We start from the raw sequence: 13,954 nt of genomic DNA, 5'->3' as shown, positions 1-13,954 counted from the left end.
ATCTGCTCGCGCAGCAGGTCAACAGGGTTCACACTCTCTGAAGCGGCCATCGCGTCCTCTCTTCCTTCTCTGACTTGGTCGTCTTGAAGGATCGACGCGATGGCCGTCTCTCATCTACGCAACACGCCCATCACGGGCAAGTCGTACACCACTTCCGCGGACGCAACCAGGGTGGGGTGGCCCGCCGTCGGGAGACCTGTATCCTGGCTCGCGGAGGATTCGCCTAGAGGCCTAGGGCGCACGCTTGGAAAGCGTGTTGGGTTCACACCCTCACGAGTTCGAATCTCGTATCCTCCGCTCGCTCTACCAGGGCAAGCGGCAGAGGGCGGCTTTCGGTCCGCTCTCTGCCGTGTCCGACCCCTCTCCGGCGCGGCCGAGAGGCGCCTCGACGAGAGCGTTGAACCCTGTAGCGCCCTCAGGTGGGTCGGGGCAAGTCGGGCATTGCACCGGTCATTGTCCGCTTTTAGCAGCTGTTGCACAGCGGCGCCCTGCGGCATCATGCCTCCATGAGCCCGCTTCTACCTCTAGAGCCCAAGCAACATCGAGCTGCGCGAGCAGCCGCACGAGCTGGGCGCTATCAGCTCTTTCTCGGCGCAGGTGCAAGCGTCGGCGCTACCAATCCGGCGGGCGCATTGCCTCTCGCGAGGGACCTAGTCCAAATCCTTGCCAAGCAGTACCCCAAGGCCCCCATCGGCGACAACGATTCGCTTCCTAGAGCCTACCAGAGGGCAGTGCGCGTCAGTTCACGTGAAAATGTCTGGACCTATTTGCGGAAGATCTTTCACGGAGCGAGTCATCAGCCATGGTTCCACGAGATGACCTACCTCCCCTGGCGTCGAGTATGGACGCTGAACATCGACGACACTTTTGAAAACGCCTACGGCAAAGACAAGCCTGAAGAACGGAAGTTACAAGTAGTAGATTGGCAGGACCCGTACTCCGAAAGCGGCGATCTTCAAGTAATCCACCTTCACGGTCATATCATGGGCCACGAGCCCAGAACCCTAGTATTCTCTTTCACCGAGTATCAGTCGGCGGCCAGGAGCCACCCTGTATGGGACCAAGTGCTCGGCGGAGTAATCGGCACGGAGCCTTTCCTTGTAATCGGCGCCAAGATGCTCGATGACCAGGACGTAGAAGCACTGCTTATGCAAAATCCGCCGCGCGGGACAGCTCCGTCATTTGTGGTAGATCCATTCATATCACCCGGCAACAAGTGGGAACTTGAGCAGCTCGGCTTCATCGTTCTCGAGGATATGCCGGAGAACGTACTTCGCAATTGGCAAGAGTCCTTCGACCTCGGCCGAGATTCGTTGAGCGCCCTAAGAAGATCTAGCGCGCTAGCCGTACCGCAGTTCTCGAAGTTGCAGACAAATCTTGTCAGGCCCGCACCTAAGGATCACGACTTCTACGGGGGAGACGCGCCACTATGGTCGGACGTCGTCGGGGGCAGGATCGCGACTTTTCAATGGATGAAAGAAGTTATAGAACATTTTGAGAGATGGCTAGACACACCGACACCCGACCCCGTACTCCATATTGTGTACGGGAACCGACTTACCGGAACTTCCTCGGGCCTGCTGGCCGTTGCAAGGGAATCGATAAGGCTAAACGCGACTACTTACCTCTTCGACAAGTCATCCCGCTGGGATATCGCCCTCGCCGTAGATCTGGCGAAAGAACACCCGACAGTATTTCTTATCGACGGCGCGGCAGATTTCGCAGATGACATCGACCGCACGCTTAAAATGGCCAAGGAGCAGGGGGCGAGTCTCTACCTATTGGCGACGGAGCTGCCGCGAAACGACCTGCGCTTCGAAGGCCGACTGGTAGGGCAATATGCAAAATCAGTAACCTCCTCGCCTGAGAGATTGGACCGAATTGATAGCTCCGCCTTGGCAGCAAAATTGGAGAATTTCGGGCGACTCGGCTCACTAGAACTCAAGGACAAAAGGGAGCGGACGCGCCACTTTTTCAACCGCGACGTGTTCTCTGCGATGATGGAGGTTGAGTACGCACTCGGCTTTCGTAAGCGACTTGAGGGCGAATTGAGCGCGCTTGATCCGGACTGGCGGCTTGACCTTGCACTCCTACTCTCTCTTGCCGCTCAAGGCAATCGCACAGTCGGCCTAGTAGATGCCGCAATAGCAATCGGCACGTCCACTGAGACGATCACAACTGGACTACGTGAAGACGAGCATCTATCGGCTCTAATTGAGCACGTCGAGGATAGACTAGTAGCCCGGCAACGAGGGGGCGCAGTTGAGCCAGCGATCAACGCGTTGGGCCCGGATATTGCGCTGAGAAAGCTTCTCGGCTTCATTCAAAGGCTGGCCCCCCTAGCCAGCAGAGCCAGCCTTCAGCGACGAAACCGCGTTCCACTACTTGTTGGCCACCTAATGACTACGCGTAACGTCCAGACGGCTTTTCCGAATCACGATCTAGATGATTTCTATGAGGCACTGCGACCTACGTTTGGGGACTGGAATGGACGCTACTGGGAGCAGCGCGCCATCTACGCCAAATCGATCTCTGACTGGTCGCGGGCGGAATCTTTTGCCGCACGCTCTGTATCGCTGTATGACGACGCTTACACTCGCACGACATATGGCACGGTTCTCATCAATAAGGCCGAAAACCTAGCATCACTGGATGATCCCGCCTGGCAGGGCTACTACAATCGGGGCAGGGAGCAACTCGAAGCCGCCCGACTCAAGGAACCCGGCAGTCGCGTGACAGCTTTTGCCTTTCTTGAGGCGACGCTAGCCTTGCTTCAGCACCTAAGCCGCAGAAAGATTGGAAGCGACGCAGTGAGGTCTGTAGCCGCAGACTGGAAGGCTTCCTACGCCAGCCTTCGAGTGAGCCTGGCCGGCGAAAAGGAACTTCAATCGATATCACGCACGGAAAAGCTAGGCGACAGATGGGAGAGGCTGGCACCGCACCTCACTTGACTCAAGGGAGCATGGCCTGGATTACCCATCCGAGCCTTTCCGGCCGGAGTCGAAGTTTGAAGGTGGTAGCGGCGGCAGTCTGAGCGGTTTATCGCGTCTCGAACAGGGGAGGGACCGGCCTCACCTCCTGCCGTCTTGCGCGCTTGACGAACCAACACCTGGGGCGTACCCGCGTCTCAAACTGTCATGACCCTGTCCGCTTCTGCAAAAGACGCGCCTATCCGCTCTTCTGGTCGCGCCGCCGCCTCAGATACGCCGTCTCCGCGCTGTTCCCCGCCAACTCGATCGCCCTGTCGTACGCCGCCCGCGCCTCCCCGCCTCGCCCCATCCGCCGCAACAACTCGGCACGCGTCGCGTGGTACGCGTGGTAACTCTCCAGCGGCAGCCCGTCCACCTCGGCCAGCGCCACCTGCGGCCCGTCCAGTTCGGCGACCGCCACGGCCCGGTTGAGCCGCACGATCGGCGACGGGTCGACGCGTACCAAATGGTCGTAGAGCGCGGCGACCTGCGCCCAGTCGGTGTCCCGCGCGTCGCGGGCGTCGGTGTGGACGGCGTTTATCGCGGCGAGGATCTGGTAGCGGCCCGGCGGCCGTCGGGCCGCGATGCACGCGCGGACCAGGGCGTGGCCCTCGGCGATCAGCTCACGGTCCCACGCGCCGCGGTCCTGCTCGGCGAGGACGACGAGTTCGCCTGTCGCGGACACCCGGGCGGGCCGGCGGGCCTCGGTGAGCAGCATCAGCGCCAGGAGGCCGGCAGCTTCGTGGTCGTCGGGCATCAGCGTACGGACCAGCCGGGTGAGCCGGATCGCCTCGGCTGTCAGGTCGGCGCGGACCGCCTCCTTGCCGGGATCGGAGGCGAGGTAGCCCTCGTTGAAGATCAGGTACAGAACGGCGAGCACGCCGCTGACCCGGGACGGCAGGTCGTCGCGGGACGGCACCCGGTACGGGATCCCGGCCGCCTTGATCTTCGTCTTGGCCCGAGTTATCCGCCTGCTCATGGCGGCTTCCTGGACCAGGTACGCCCGGGCGATCTCCGGCACGGTGAGGCCGCCGACCAGGCGCAGCGTCAACGCCACTCGCGCCTCCATGGCCAGCGCCGGGTGGCAGCAGGTGAAGATCAGACGGAGCCGGTCGTCGTCGATCACACCGAGCGGTTCCGGGGCGTCGGCCAGCATCAGCGCCTCCCGGTGCTTGTCCTCCCGCCGGCTCTCGCGCCGGATCCGGTCGACGGCCCGCCGGTACGCGGTGGTGGTGAGCCACGCGCCTGGGTTCGGCGGTACGCCGTCGGCCGACCACCGCTCGACTGCTGCGGCGAAGGCCTCGGCTGTCATTTCCTCCGCGACGTCGAGGTCGCCGATGCGCCGGGCGAGCGTGGCGACGACCCGGGCCCACTCCTCGCGGTGGACCCGGGTGAGCGCCTCGCCGACGTCTGTCACGCGACCAGGAACGGCCGCAGCTCGACCCGCCTGTTGCACCGCTGCGACGCCAGCGCGGCGAGTGGCAGCGCCACGTCGAAGTCCGGCGCCTCGATGATCCAGAATCCGCCGACGTGCTCCTTCGTCTCCAGGTAGGGCCCGTCGGTGAGCAGCGGGTTCCCGTCCCGCGCGTCCACGACTGTGGCCGTCTCCGGCGCCGCGAGCCCACCGGCGAAGACCCAGTGGCCGTCGGCTCGCAACCGCTCGTTGAACTCACCGATCGCGGCCATCTCCGCGTCGGTGGCCGAGCCGGTCGTGTCGTCGAGTACGGAGATCAGGTACTGCGCCATCGGCTCCTCTTTCGCTCTCGCCGGCCGCCGGCCGGGCCGCCGTCACCCCGGCTACGAACGCCGCCACCCCGATCCGACAGCCTCCGACGAGGTCGATCAGGCGATTCTCGTACGTGGCACGTCAAAGCTCTCGTCGTAGTCATGGCCGGTTATGCGTTGCATGTATAACCGACAGTCACTGAGCAGGTTGAATGAGTGAGTGATCGAGGCATCGAGGCCAAGCAGGTGTGCGCGCTGCGGCGCAAACCTGGCCGCCGACAACGGCTCGGGACGGTGCGCTCCCTGTCAGCGAGCGGAGCGGGACCGCATCGTCGCTGCGCCCGACGTTCCACCCAGCTTCTGGTCCCACGAACCGCTTCGCCATGCGCTTGCGGATCGGCACCTCGGTCGCGTTGTCCGCGCCTACCGTCACCATCCCTATCACGGGCGACAGCCGCTGCCCCAAACCACGGTCGCTGGCTGGTTCGGGATTACGCAGGCGCAACTGAGCCGCATCGAGAACGGACCGGCGGTGGTGCACCTCGACCGACTGGCACATTGGGCCCGCGTGCTGCGGATACCCGCGCACACCTTGTGGTTCCGACTACCGGCCGCACCAGGCGACACCCCGCTGCCGGCCGATGTCGTGGAGGTGGGTCCTCAGCTGATCCGCGCACTCCGGTCCGCAGATCGTCAAGTCGGCGGCAAATACCTCTACAGCACCGTGCTGGCACACCTCGCCACCTTCTCCACGCCGACAGGTCGTCCTCCTGCCATGCCCCCGCAAATACTCATGGCGGTGGCCGCCCTGCACGAGATGGCCGGTTGGATGGCACACGATTCCGGGGACAGCACGACGAGTAGACGGCACTTCCTTGACGCCTTGGCGCTCGCCGTCGACAGCAGAGACGCGCTGCTGGTGGCGCAGGTACACGGAAGCCTGAGCCACCTCGCCTGCCACGGCGGAAGCGCGGAGGCCGCGATCTCACATGCCAGCGACGGGCTCGGGGCCGTCGCTCAAGAGGAGGCCGGTGCTCTGATACGCGCCCGTCTTCTCGCCTTGCAGGCACGCGGCCTCGCCGCAGCGGGTCTCACCGCCGACTGCCACGCTTCCCTTCAGCGGGCTGAGTCCGCCTTCGCAGAGGCGGCACCTGCACCCACCGAATGGCTGACTCCATTCGACCGCACCTCGTTCGATATCGAGTCGGCGCGCTGCCTGCTTCGCCTCGGTGACGTCACGGCCGCTCTTCGCATCCTCAACGGCAACGTCGCCGAGCGGCCGGGCGGCCGGGTGCGGAGTCAGGCGCTCGCCCGGATGCTCCTTGCCACCGCGCTCGTCGGACAGGCCCGGATCGAGGAGGCGTGCGACCTGACGCACCAGACCGTCGAACTCACCCACGGTCTGGGCTCGGCTGTCGTCCTCGACCAGCTCAGACATCTCGCACTGCTCCTGCGGTCGCATGCCGTCCGGTGCCCGGACGTGCCACAGCTTCTGGACCGGCTTCGCGACACCATCTGGGAGCGGAGATGGGTGGCGCTGCCGCTGCCGACGGGGTGAGGACGGCTGACAATCGTCGGTATGGCCGACGAGCGTCCCCTGTACGAGCGAGATCCGGCTGCCTGGCAGGTCCACCTCGCCGAGGGCAACGCGCGGCAGCCCCGGAAGCGGGTGGGAGCCGACGTACTGCTGCGCAACGGTGACGGCGACATCCTGTTGGTAGATCCACGCTACAAGCCCGACTGGGACCTGCCGGGCGGCATGGCGGAGGCGAACGAGCCGCCGCACCTGGCCGCCGAGCGGGAGGTACGCGAGGAGCTGGGTCTCGAACTGCGCGTCGGACCGTTGCTGGTGGTGGACTGGGTGGCACCGCACGGCCCCTGGGACGACAGCTTGATGTTCATCTTCGACGGCGGCGCGCTGCCTCCCGCCGAGCCGTTGAAACCGGCTGACGGCGAACTGGCCGACGCACGATTCGTTGCGCTCGATGATGCGCAGGCGCTGCTTCGCCCGTACGTTTGGCATCGGCTGCGTCACGCGGTGGCCGCGCTGAGCGACGGACGCCCGAGGTACCTGACCAACGGAACCGCCTGAGGCCGTCGTACACATGTTCCATCCACAGCCTGTGGACGCCGAGAGGACCGGATGAGTTACCAGCTCAGCGCCGTGGTCGCCGACGTCGAGTTGCTTCGTGAGCAGACCGCCGACCTGGACCACGCGGTGCTCGCCGCGCTCCGCCAGGACTTCGCGCTGCTGCCGGTCACCCCGCAACTGGTGCAGGAACTGACCGGCGGCCTGCCGGACTACGCCACCGACGAGCCGCGCGCCGAGCGCCCGTTCCGGCTGGTGCTCTCGCCGCCGCTGGCGGAGGTGCTGGCCCGGTGGTCGAGGAGCGGCCCGGTGGCGTACCTGGAAGCGGAGTTCGCGGGCGGCCTGGGCCACCAGTCGGCTGTGGTCTGGTTCGGCGGCGAGGTGAGCTGGGGCCCGCGGTACGACGCCGCGCTGGACAGGCCGCGTACCGAGTGGCCGATCAACACGGCGCTGGCCCGGTTGGGTGCCGAGCCGGGCGCGTGGATCGACCCGTTCGCCGAGCTGGGCCTGCACCTGGAACGCGACACGGACGGCTGGCTGGCGCACGGCCGGCGCGGACTGTCCGCCGACTACTGGGACGAGCTGGCCGAAGAGTGGGAACTACGCCAATCCGACCAACAACAGCAACCTCATCGCCCCGGCCCCGTTGGTGACTGGGGGATTGCATGAAACTACGATAATTCGGCTTTATTGCCGCACTGCTTGCTGCCGCGTCCGCAGCCGGCAGCGGCGTTCATCCACAGTGGCCCACCCGTCCGGTTGGCGCCGCTCAGGTGGTCAGTCTGGAGGGCCTGCGCAACGCGGAGTTCGGCGACACCGAGGCGGACCTGACCCGGCGCGGCCTGCTGCGCGCCGACGAGGAGGCATGCGGGCCCGCGCTGGTCGGGCACGGATCGGTCAGCCCGATCTTCGTCGACGACCGCCTCGTCCTGCTCTGGCTCGACGACCCGATGAGCACACCCGAGGGCATCAGCGCCGGCACGCCGGTCGGCGAGGTCCGCGCCGCGTATCCCGGCGCCGTCGACCTGCCCGCGCCGCCGAGCAGTCACCGCTTCGCCGGGCTGCTCGCCCGCGACGGCGACCGCGCGTACCTCTTCCTGCACGACGGGGTCACCGTCCGGGAGATCATCGCCGGGTACGCGGACTGGGCCCGCCGCCTCTTCGACGAGGGCTACGGCCCCTGCTGACGACAAAGCGCCCGGGACAACCCGGGCGCTTGATCGATATGGCGGTGGCGGCGGGATTTGAACCCGCGGAGGGCGTAAACCCTCACACGCTTTCGAGGCGTGCTCCTTAGGCCACTCGGACACGCCACCGCCGACGAGGGTACAGGACCGCCGGCTTGGACGCCGAACCGGTATCCCTCGGCCCGGCCTGGCAGGATCTTTGCCATGAGTACGCACATCGGCGCTGAGCCGGGAGAGATCGCCGAGCGGGTCCTGATGCCGGGCGACCCGCTGCGGGCCAAGTGGATCGCGGAGACCTACCTGGAGGGGGCCCGCTGCTACACGACGGTGCGCGGCATGCTGGGCTTCACCGGGAAGTGGAACGGTGTCGACGTGTCCGTCCAGGGCTCCGGCATGGGCATGCCGTCCGCCTCGATCTACGCCCACGAATTGGTCAACGAGTACGGCGTGAAGTCGCTGATCCGGGTCGGCTCCTGCGGGGCCCTGACCGAGGATCTGCAGCTGCGGGACGTGGTGGCGGCGATCGGGTCGTCCACCGACTCGAACATGAACCGGATGCGCTTCGACGGGCTGATCGACTACGCCCCGGTGGCCGACTTCGGGCTGCTGCGTACCTCGGTCGAGGTGGCCGAGCGGCGCGGCATCAGCATGCGGGTGGGGCCGATCCTGGCGGCGGACGCCTTCTACACGGACCGGCCGGACCTTTACGACCGGCTCGCCGACTACGGCGTGCTGGCGGTGGAGATGGAGTCGGCGGCGCTCTACACGATCGCGGCGCGTTTCAAGGCCCGCGCGCTGACCATCCTGACCGTCAGCGACCACATCAAGACCGGCGAGAAGACCACGTCGCAGGAGCGCGAGCAGACGTTCGGCCAGATGGTCGAGATCGCGCTGGACACCATCATCGCCTGACCTGATCGATCCTGGACCGCCTCGTCGCCGCAAGGTGGCGGGGCGGTTCGCGTTACCCGGGTCACATAAATAAATACGACCGGTCGTGCTTATTTCCTCTACGCTGACCGCATGACCTCCGATGGCCGCGTCGCCCGTGGCGACCGCACCCGCACCGCGGTGCTGGACACCGCCGTGGCGCTGGCCACCGAGGTCGGCCTGCACGGCCTCTCCCTGGCCCAGCTCGCCGACCGGCTGGAGGTGAGCAAGTCCGGCCTCTTTGCGCACTGGCGTTCCAAGGAGGCGCTGCAACTCGCCACCGTCGAGCGGGCGGTCGCGCAGTGGCAGGAGCGGATCGTCGCCCCCGCCCTGCACGCCCCACGGGGCATACGCCGGCTGCGGGCGCTGCACGAGGCCCGGATCGACTTCTACGCCGCCCGGGTGCTGCCCGGCGGCTGTTTCTTCGCCAACACCGAGTTCGAGTACAACGCCCGTCCCGGCCCGGTCCGGGACCGGCTAGCCGAGGCGTTCGCCCGCTGGACCGCGCTCCTCGAACGCCTCGTCCAAGAGGCCGTCGACCTCGGCGAACTGCCCGCCGACCTGGACGTGCCGCTGCTGGCGTACGAGATCGACGCGCTGGGGATCAGCGCGGTGATGCGGTCCCGGCTGCTCGACCCGGACGCCACCTACCGGCATGCCCGCCAGGGCCTGCTGACCCGGCTGCGGGCGCTCTGCCCGGATCCGACCCTGCTACCGGAAGGCCAGTCATGAGCCACGCCGCAGTCGACCGGCCGGTCGCCGAGTTCGGGCACGTCGAGCACGTGCCCGTGCACTTCGACGACCTCGACGCCATGGGCATCCTGCACAACGCCCGCTACGCGGTGCTGCTGGAACGCGCTTTGACGCCCTACTGGGCCGAGCGCGGCGTCGCCTTCCGGGGCGACGTGCACGCCGCCCCCGACGTGTTCCACGCGGTCCGCGAGTTCACCATCACCTACCAGGCGCCGGTCATCGGCGTCGGCACGGTGGCGGTGCACTTCTGGCTGGAGCACTTCGGCACCAGCAGCGCCCGCTACGCCTTCGAGTTCCGCTCGACCGACGGCGACACCGTGCACGCCACCGGCACCCGGTCCATCGTCCGGCTGGACCCGGCCACCCTGCGCCCGACCGCCTGGACCGAGGTCGGCCGCGCGATCGCCGCGACGCTGCTGCGTCCGACGACGACGCACGCCTGAGTCGGGACGGTCAGCGGAAGAAGGCGCGCAGCACCGCCGCGCTCTCGCGTTCCAGCACGCCGCCGTACACCTCGGGGCGGTGCGTGACGCGGCGGTCGCGCAGCACGTCCCAGAGCGACCCGACGGCGCCGGTCTTCGGTTCCCAGGCGCCGAACACCACTGTCGAAACGCGGGCCAGCGCGATCGCACCGGCGCACATGGTGCACGGTTCCAGCGTCACCACCAGCGTGCAGTCGTCCAGCCGCCAGCGGCCCAGCCGCTGCGCGGCCCGGCGCAACGCCAGCACCTCGGCGTGCGCGGTCGGGTCGCCGGTCAGCTCCCGCTCGTTGCGTCCGATCGCCAGTTCGGCGCCGTCGGGGCCGTAGAGCACCGCGCCGACCGGCACGTCGTCGGCGTCCGGGGCCGCCTCGTCCGGGCCGGTCACCGCGACCTCCAGGGCCCGGCGCATCCACAGCTCGTGCCGCTGCCGGCGGCCCACCGCGCCCGGGTCGGCGAGCGCCTCGTCGGCGCCGGGACCGACGCGCGCGGCCCGGCCGGGGGTGGGCTGGCCCGGGCGTACGGTCTCCAGCGCCGGATCGGTCGCGTCGGCCGGTTCGGCGGCGCCGGGCGTCAGGGACTCGCCGGGCTCAGACCTCACGCAGCTCCTCGACCTCGTCCGCGCAGCCGAGCACCTGGCAGATCTCGGCGGTCACGTCGGCCGGCATGGAGCCCTCGTGCGCGCAGAGCGCCAGCAGCTTCTGCGCCGGGATGCCCAGGTCGGCGAGGAGGTCCGCGTCGCCGACCGGGTCGGCCTCCGGGTCCACGGCGGGCTGCTCGGTGTCGTCGTCGCCGCCGGAGGCGCGCGGCTCGTCGACGTCCTCCAGGCCGGTCACCGAGGTCTTCAGGTCACCGACGAGCAGCGCGCCCAGCCGGGACTCCTCCGCGTACGCCGAGTCCGAGCCGAAGATCCGCAGATCCTCCCCCTCGTCCAGGCGCAGGACGACCAGGTACGTGTCGTCGGCCTCGACGAACAGCAGCGAGAGGTCGGCGTCCGGCTCGACGTCGCGCAGCCGGTCGGCCACCTCCTCGATGTCGGTGACGCCACGCAGGCTCACCTCACCGGCGGTCCAGCCGCCGTCGACGCGCGCCACGGCAGCAGCGAAGTACGACACGGTCCCCCCAAATTGGCCTCGGCAGCACGCCGACACGTCACGCGATGCACGTTAACCGGTCGGGTCGGCAGGCGAGCGGTCAACGCCCCGTATGGGCCGGCCGTTCCTTCAGAGAAAGCCGGTCAGCCGACGACGCGCCGGCGGGTGGCGATGAGTTGGCGCAGCCGCTCGGTGCGGGCCCGCTGCGGCCGCTGGCGCTGCTGTACCGCACGGGCACCGGCCAACTCGGCGAGGAGTTGCAGGCGACGGCGGCTCCGATCGGGGTCGAGCCGCGGCGGTGTGGTCCAGGCCATACCGCGAGCGTGGACCGTCCTCAGGCGTACGTCAAGGTGGCCTTCGCTACGCAGCGAGACCGGCACCGAAGGTCACCAGAGCGGCCAGTCTCCGGTCTGCGCCCAGCGCGTCGCGACGATCGCGGCGGCGATGCTCCAGCCACCCGCGGTGACGATCGCCACGCCCGTCGCCACCCCCCGGTCGCCGTGGCGGACCAGCACCGCGGCGGCCAGCCACGCCAGGCCGCCGGCCAGCAGCGTCCACCAGGCGTAGCCGGCGACGCCGCCGCCGAGCAGCCCGAACAACAGCAACCAGGCGAACGCGACGAGCGCGCCGACCGCGACGCCGGCGCCGGTGACCGGGTACGGCTCGCGGTAGCTGGGCCGCATCGACGTGCTCGACGGGAACAGCCCCGACGGCGTACGCGGCGGCGGTGGGAACGCCCCCGGACCGGTCCCCTCCGGTCCGCCGTGCCACCCGTGCGTCACCGCCGCCCCCTTTCCCGGACCGTCCGTACCGCGTTCGGCTTTCGTCCCTACGGTAGTGGTCTGTCAGGATGACCGGATGCGCTCGCCATCGATCGGTCGCCGCACGCTGCCGGCGTACCCGGTCCTGCTGCTCGTCGCGGCGCTCGCCGCCGGGTGCGGTTCCCCCACCGGGCGCGCCGACAGGTGGCAGGAACCGAGCCCGATGGCGACGGCCGCGCAGCCCGCCGACCCGGCCGATCCGGTACCGCCGGCCGCCTCCCCGCCGTCACCGGCGCGCACGGACGTGAAGCGGGTCTTCCCGGTGCGGGCCGGCAACGTCGACTACCACCCGACGCACGGCGGCTACCCCGGCACCGACGTGTTCGCCGACTGCGGGGAACCGGTGGTGGCGGTCACCGACGGCGTGGTGCTGGAGGTGAGCCGCGTCGACCGGTTCGACAGGCGCGGGCCGCTGGGCCCGAACAACGGCGGGCTCTCCGTCTCGCTGCTCGGCGACGACGGGGTGCGCTACTACGGCTCGCACCTGAGCGCGATCGACGCGGGTGTCGACGCCGGGGTGCGGGTGCGCGCCGGGCAGCAGCTCGGCAAGGTGGGCCGCACCGGCAACGCCAACAACGTCTGCCACCTGCACTTCGGCCTGTCCCCGAAGTGCACCGGCGCCGACGACTGGTGGATCCGCCGGGGCGTGGTCTGGCCGGCGCCGTACCTGGACTCCTGGCGCAAGGGCGGCAACCGCTCGCCGGTCGCCGAGGTCACCGCCTGGCAGCGCAAGCACGGCTGCCCGGCCTCGCCCGGCCGGTCCACCCGCAGCGGCTGACCGACTCGCGCCGCGGGGACACGCGGCGGACGGCGGATGCGCGTAGTTTCCAGGACATGAGTGCCCGGGATCCCATCGCCGACCTGCGCCGGATCGCGTTCCTGCTGGAGCGGGCGAACGAGGCCACGTATCGGGTCCGGGCGTTCCGGTCGGCGGCGAAGACGCTGGGCGCGCTGCCCGCCGCCGAGGTGGCCGAGCGGGCCCGCACCGGCAAGCTGACCGAGCTGTCCGGCGTCGGTGACGTGACCGCCCGCTGCGTGGCCGAGTCGCTGGCCGGTGAGGAGCCGGTCTACCTGCGCCGGCTGCTGGCCACCGAGGGCACCGACCTGGACGAGGCGGCGGCGAAGCTGCGGGACGCGCTGCGCGGCGACTGCCACACCCACTCGGACTGGTCCGACGGCGGCTCGCCGATCGAGGAGATGGCGCTGGCGGCGGTCGAGCTGGGCCACGAGTACCTGGTGCTCACCGACCACTCGCCGCGGCTCACAGTGGCCCGGGGTCTGACCGCGGAGCGGCTGCGCAAGCAGCTCGACCACGTCGCCGCGGTCAACGAGGCGCTGCCGAAGGGCTTCCGCATCCTGACCGGCATCGAGGTCGACATCCTCGCCGACGGCTCGCTCGACCAGGACGAGAAGCTGCTGGCCCGCCTGGACGTGGTGGTCGGCTCGGTGCACAGCGGCCTGAACGACGACCGGGCGAAGATGACCCGCCGGATGCTGACCGCGATCGCGAACCCGCACCTGGACATCCTCGGCCACTGCACCGGCCGGATGGTCTCCTCCCGGCCCGCGGGGGTGACCGGGCCCGGCGACCGGGGGCACCGGGCGCGTACCCGCAAGGAGAGCGAGTTCGACGCGGACGCCGTCTTCGCCGCCTGCGCCGAGCACGACGTGGCCGTCGAGATCAACTCCCGGCCGGAGCGGCAGGACCCGCCGAAGCGGCTGATCCGCCTCGCGCTGGAGGCCGGGTGCCGGTTCGCGATCGACACCGACGCGCACGCGCCCGGCCAGCTCGACTGGCAGCGCTTCGGCTGCGAGCGGGCCGCGCTGTGCGGCGTACCGGCGAAGCGGGTGGTGAACACCTGGACGGCCGACCGCCTGGTGAAGTGGACGGCCGGCCGCGGCTGACG

The 13,954-nt window shown here is 68.8% G+C and carries 16 protein-coding genes and 2 tRNA genes; 11 read left to right on the top strand and 7 right to left on the bottom strand.

From position 1 onward, the window contains the following. The first annotated feature begins 212 nt into the window (after positions 1–212). Both EAD96_RS14090 and EAD96_RS14085 read left to right on the top strand, forming a co-directional pair. Positions 213–297: transfer RNA gene (locus EAD96_RS14090), tRNA-Ser, on the top strand. 518 nt (positions 298–815) lie between these two features. Further along, entirely contained in the window at positions 816–2,951 is a 2,136-nt protein-coding gene (locus EAD96_RS14085; protein ID WP_158614790.1) for an SIR2 family protein, read from the top strand. Positions 2,952–3,168: 217 nt separating this feature from the next. On the opposite strand, the gene EAD96_RS14080 is transcribed toward EAD96_RS14085, so the two are convergent. After that, positions 3,169–4,386: an RNA polymerase sigma factor gene (locus tag EAD96_RS14080; protein WP_121684575.1), complete on the bottom strand. Its 1,218-nt coding sequence runs from the start codon at positions 4,384–4,386 to the stop codon at positions 3,169–3,171. Then, positions 4,383–4,715, bottom strand: a complete 333-nt coding sequence (locus EAD96_RS14075; protein WP_120572675.1) for a YciI family protein — start codon at positions 4,713–4,715, stop codon at positions 4,383–4,385. Before EAD96_RS14075 ends, EAD96_RS14080 begins: the two co-directional genes overlap by 4 nt. Positions 4,716–4,914: 199 nt before the next feature. On the opposite strand from EAD96_RS14075, the gene EAD96_RS14070 reads away from it, so the two are divergent. The 4 genes from EAD96_RS14070 to EAD96_RS14055 all read left to right on the top strand — a co-directional run bounded on the left by EAD96_RS14070 (position 4,915) and on the right by EAD96_RS14055 (position 7,970). Next, positions 4,915–6,252, top strand: coding sequence for a helix-turn-helix domain-containing protein (locus EAD96_RS14070; protein WP_121684574.1), 1,338 nt, complete (start codon positions 4,915–4,917; stop codon positions 6,250–6,252). A 21-nt stretch (positions 6,253–6,273) separates the two neighbouring features. Further along, positions 6,274–6,786: an NUDIX hydrolase gene (locus tag EAD96_RS14065; protein ID WP_120572673.1), complete on the top strand. Its 513-nt coding sequence runs from the start codon at positions 6,274–6,276 to the stop codon at positions 6,784–6,786. Between the two features lie 51 nt (positions 6,787–6,837). Further along, on the top strand, positions 6,838–7,452 hold the full coding sequence (locus EAD96_RS14060; RefSeq protein WP_121684573.1) for a hypothetical protein: 615 nt from the start codon (positions 6,838–6,840) through the stop codon (positions 7,450–7,452). 104 nt (positions 7,453–7,556) lie between these two features. Beyond that, the gene (locus EAD96_RS14055) at positions 7,557–7,970 is read left to right on the top strand and encodes a hypothetical protein (RefSeq protein WP_233585753.1); all 414 of its coding nucleotides are present in this window, start codon (positions 7,557–7,559) and stop codon (positions 7,968–7,970) included. A gap of 39 nt (positions 7,971–8,009) precedes the next feature. Here EAD96_RS14055 and EAD96_RS14050 read toward each other — a convergent pair. Continuing rightward, a tRNA-Ser gene (locus EAD96_RS14050) sits at positions 8,010–8,099 on the bottom strand. 75 nt (positions 8,100–8,174) lie between these two features. Between EAD96_RS14050 and deoD the strand changes: the two genes are divergently transcribed. The 3 genes from deoD (at position 8,175) to EAD96_RS14035 (ending at position 10,096) form a co-directional block, all read left to right on the top strand. After that, positions 8,175–8,882: a purine-nucleoside phosphorylase gene (gene deoD, locus EAD96_RS14045; RefSeq protein ID WP_047891806.1), complete on the top strand. Its 708-nt coding sequence runs from the start codon at positions 8,175–8,177 to the stop codon at positions 8,880–8,882. 111 nt (positions 8,883–8,993) lie between these two features. Beyond that, on the top strand, positions 8,994–9,632 hold the full coding sequence (locus EAD96_RS14040) for a TetR/AcrR family transcriptional regulator (protein ID WP_121684572.1): 639 nt from the start codon (positions 8,994–8,996) through the stop codon (positions 9,630–9,632). Next, complete coding sequence (locus EAD96_RS14035; protein ID WP_121684571.1) at positions 9,629–10,096, top strand: thioesterase family protein; 468 nt, start codon at positions 9,629–9,631, stop codon at positions 10,094–10,096. Before EAD96_RS14040 ends, EAD96_RS14035 begins: the two co-directional genes overlap by 4 nt. Positions 10,097–10,106: 10 nt before the next feature. Here EAD96_RS14035 and EAD96_RS14030 read toward each other — a convergent pair whose 3' ends face one another. The 4 genes from EAD96_RS14030 to EAD96_RS14020 all read right to left on the bottom strand — a co-directional run bounded on the left by EAD96_RS14030 (position 10,107) and on the right by EAD96_RS14020 (position 11,909). Beyond that, positions 10,107–10,574: a nucleoside deaminase gene (locus EAD96_RS14030; protein WP_358174289.1), complete on the bottom strand. Its 468-nt coding sequence runs from the start codon at positions 10,572–10,574 to the stop codon at positions 10,107–10,109. A gap of 148 nt (positions 10,575–10,722) precedes the next feature. Next, on the bottom strand, positions 10,723–11,247 hold the full coding sequence (locus tag EAD96_RS14025; protein ID WP_120572666.1) for a tRNA adenosine deaminase-associated protein: 525 nt from the start codon (positions 11,245–11,247) through the stop codon (positions 10,723–10,725). A gap of 122 nt (positions 11,248–11,369) precedes the next feature. Next, complete coding sequence (locus tag EAD96_RS31190; RefSeq protein ID WP_018786529.1) at positions 11,370–11,540, bottom strand: hypothetical protein; 171 nt, start codon at positions 11,538–11,540, stop codon at positions 11,370–11,372. A gap of 72 nt (positions 11,541–11,612) precedes the next feature. After that, a complete protein-coding gene (locus EAD96_RS14020; RefSeq protein ID WP_120572665.1) occupies positions 11,613–11,909 on the bottom strand; it encodes a hypothetical protein in 297 nt (98 codons plus the stop codon). A 175-nt stretch (positions 11,910–12,084) separates the two neighbouring features. On the opposite strand from EAD96_RS14020, the gene EAD96_RS14015 reads away from it, so the two are divergent. Next, entirely contained in the window at positions 12,085–12,825 is a 741-nt protein-coding gene (locus tag EAD96_RS14015) for a M23 family metallopeptidase (protein WP_121684569.1), read from the top strand. 56 nt (positions 12,826–12,881) lie between these two features. Further along, on the top strand, positions 12,882–13,952 hold the full coding sequence (locus EAD96_RS14010) for a PHP domain-containing protein (protein WP_121684568.1): 1,071 nt from the start codon (positions 12,882–12,884) through the stop codon (positions 13,950–13,952). Positions 13,953–13,954 lie beyond the last annotated feature (2 nt).

The sequence above is a fragment of the Micromonospora sp. BL1 genome (assembly GCF_003667485.1).
GTDB lineage: Bacteria > Actinomycetota > Actinomycetes > Mycobacteriales > Micromonosporaceae > Micromonospora > Micromonospora tulbaghiae.
This window is presented reverse-complemented; position numbering and strand designations above follow the sequence as displayed.

Coding starts and splice junctions, on each gene's coding strand:
- EAD96_RS14015 (WP_121684569.1), top strand. CDS start 12,085: ATGCGCTCGCCATCGATCGGTCGCCGCACGCTGCCGGCGTACCCGGTC.
- EAD96_RS14085 (WP_158614790.1), top strand. CDS start 816: ATGACCTACCTCCCCTGGCGTCGAGTATGGACGCTGAACATCGACGAC.
- EAD96_RS14065 (WP_120572673.1), top strand. CDS start 6,274: ATGGCCGACGAGCGTCCCCTGTACGAGCGAGATCCGGCTGCCTGGCAG.
- EAD96_RS14020 (WP_120572665.1), bottom strand. CDS start 11,909: ATGCGGCCCAGCTACCGCGAGCCGTACCCGGTCACCGGCGCCGGCGTC.
- EAD96_RS14010 (WP_121684568.1), top strand. CDS start 12,882: ATGAGTGCCCGGGATCCCATCGCCGACCTGCGCCGGATCGCGTTCCTG.
- deoD (WP_047891806.1), top strand. CDS start 8,175: ATGAGTACGCACATCGGCGCTGAGCCGGGAGAGATCGCCGAGCGGGTC.
- EAD96_RS14040 (WP_121684572.1), top strand. CDS start 8,994: ATGACCTCCGATGGCCGCGTCGCCCGTGGCGACCGCACCCGCACCGCG.
- EAD96_RS14075 (WP_120572675.1), bottom strand. CDS start 4,715: ATGGCGCAGTACCTGATCTCCGTACTCGACGACACGACCGGCTCGGCC.
- EAD96_RS14035 (WP_121684571.1), top strand. CDS start 9,629: ATGAGCCACGCCGCAGTCGACCGGCCGGTCGCCGAGTTCGGGCACGTC.
- EAD96_RS31190 (WP_018786529.1), bottom strand. CDS start 11,540: ATGGCCTGGACCACACCGCCGCGGCTCGACCCCGATCGGAGCCGCCGT.
- EAD96_RS14060 (WP_121684573.1), top strand. CDS start 6,838: ATGAGTTACCAGCTCAGCGCCGTGGTCGCCGACGTCGAGTTGCTTCGT.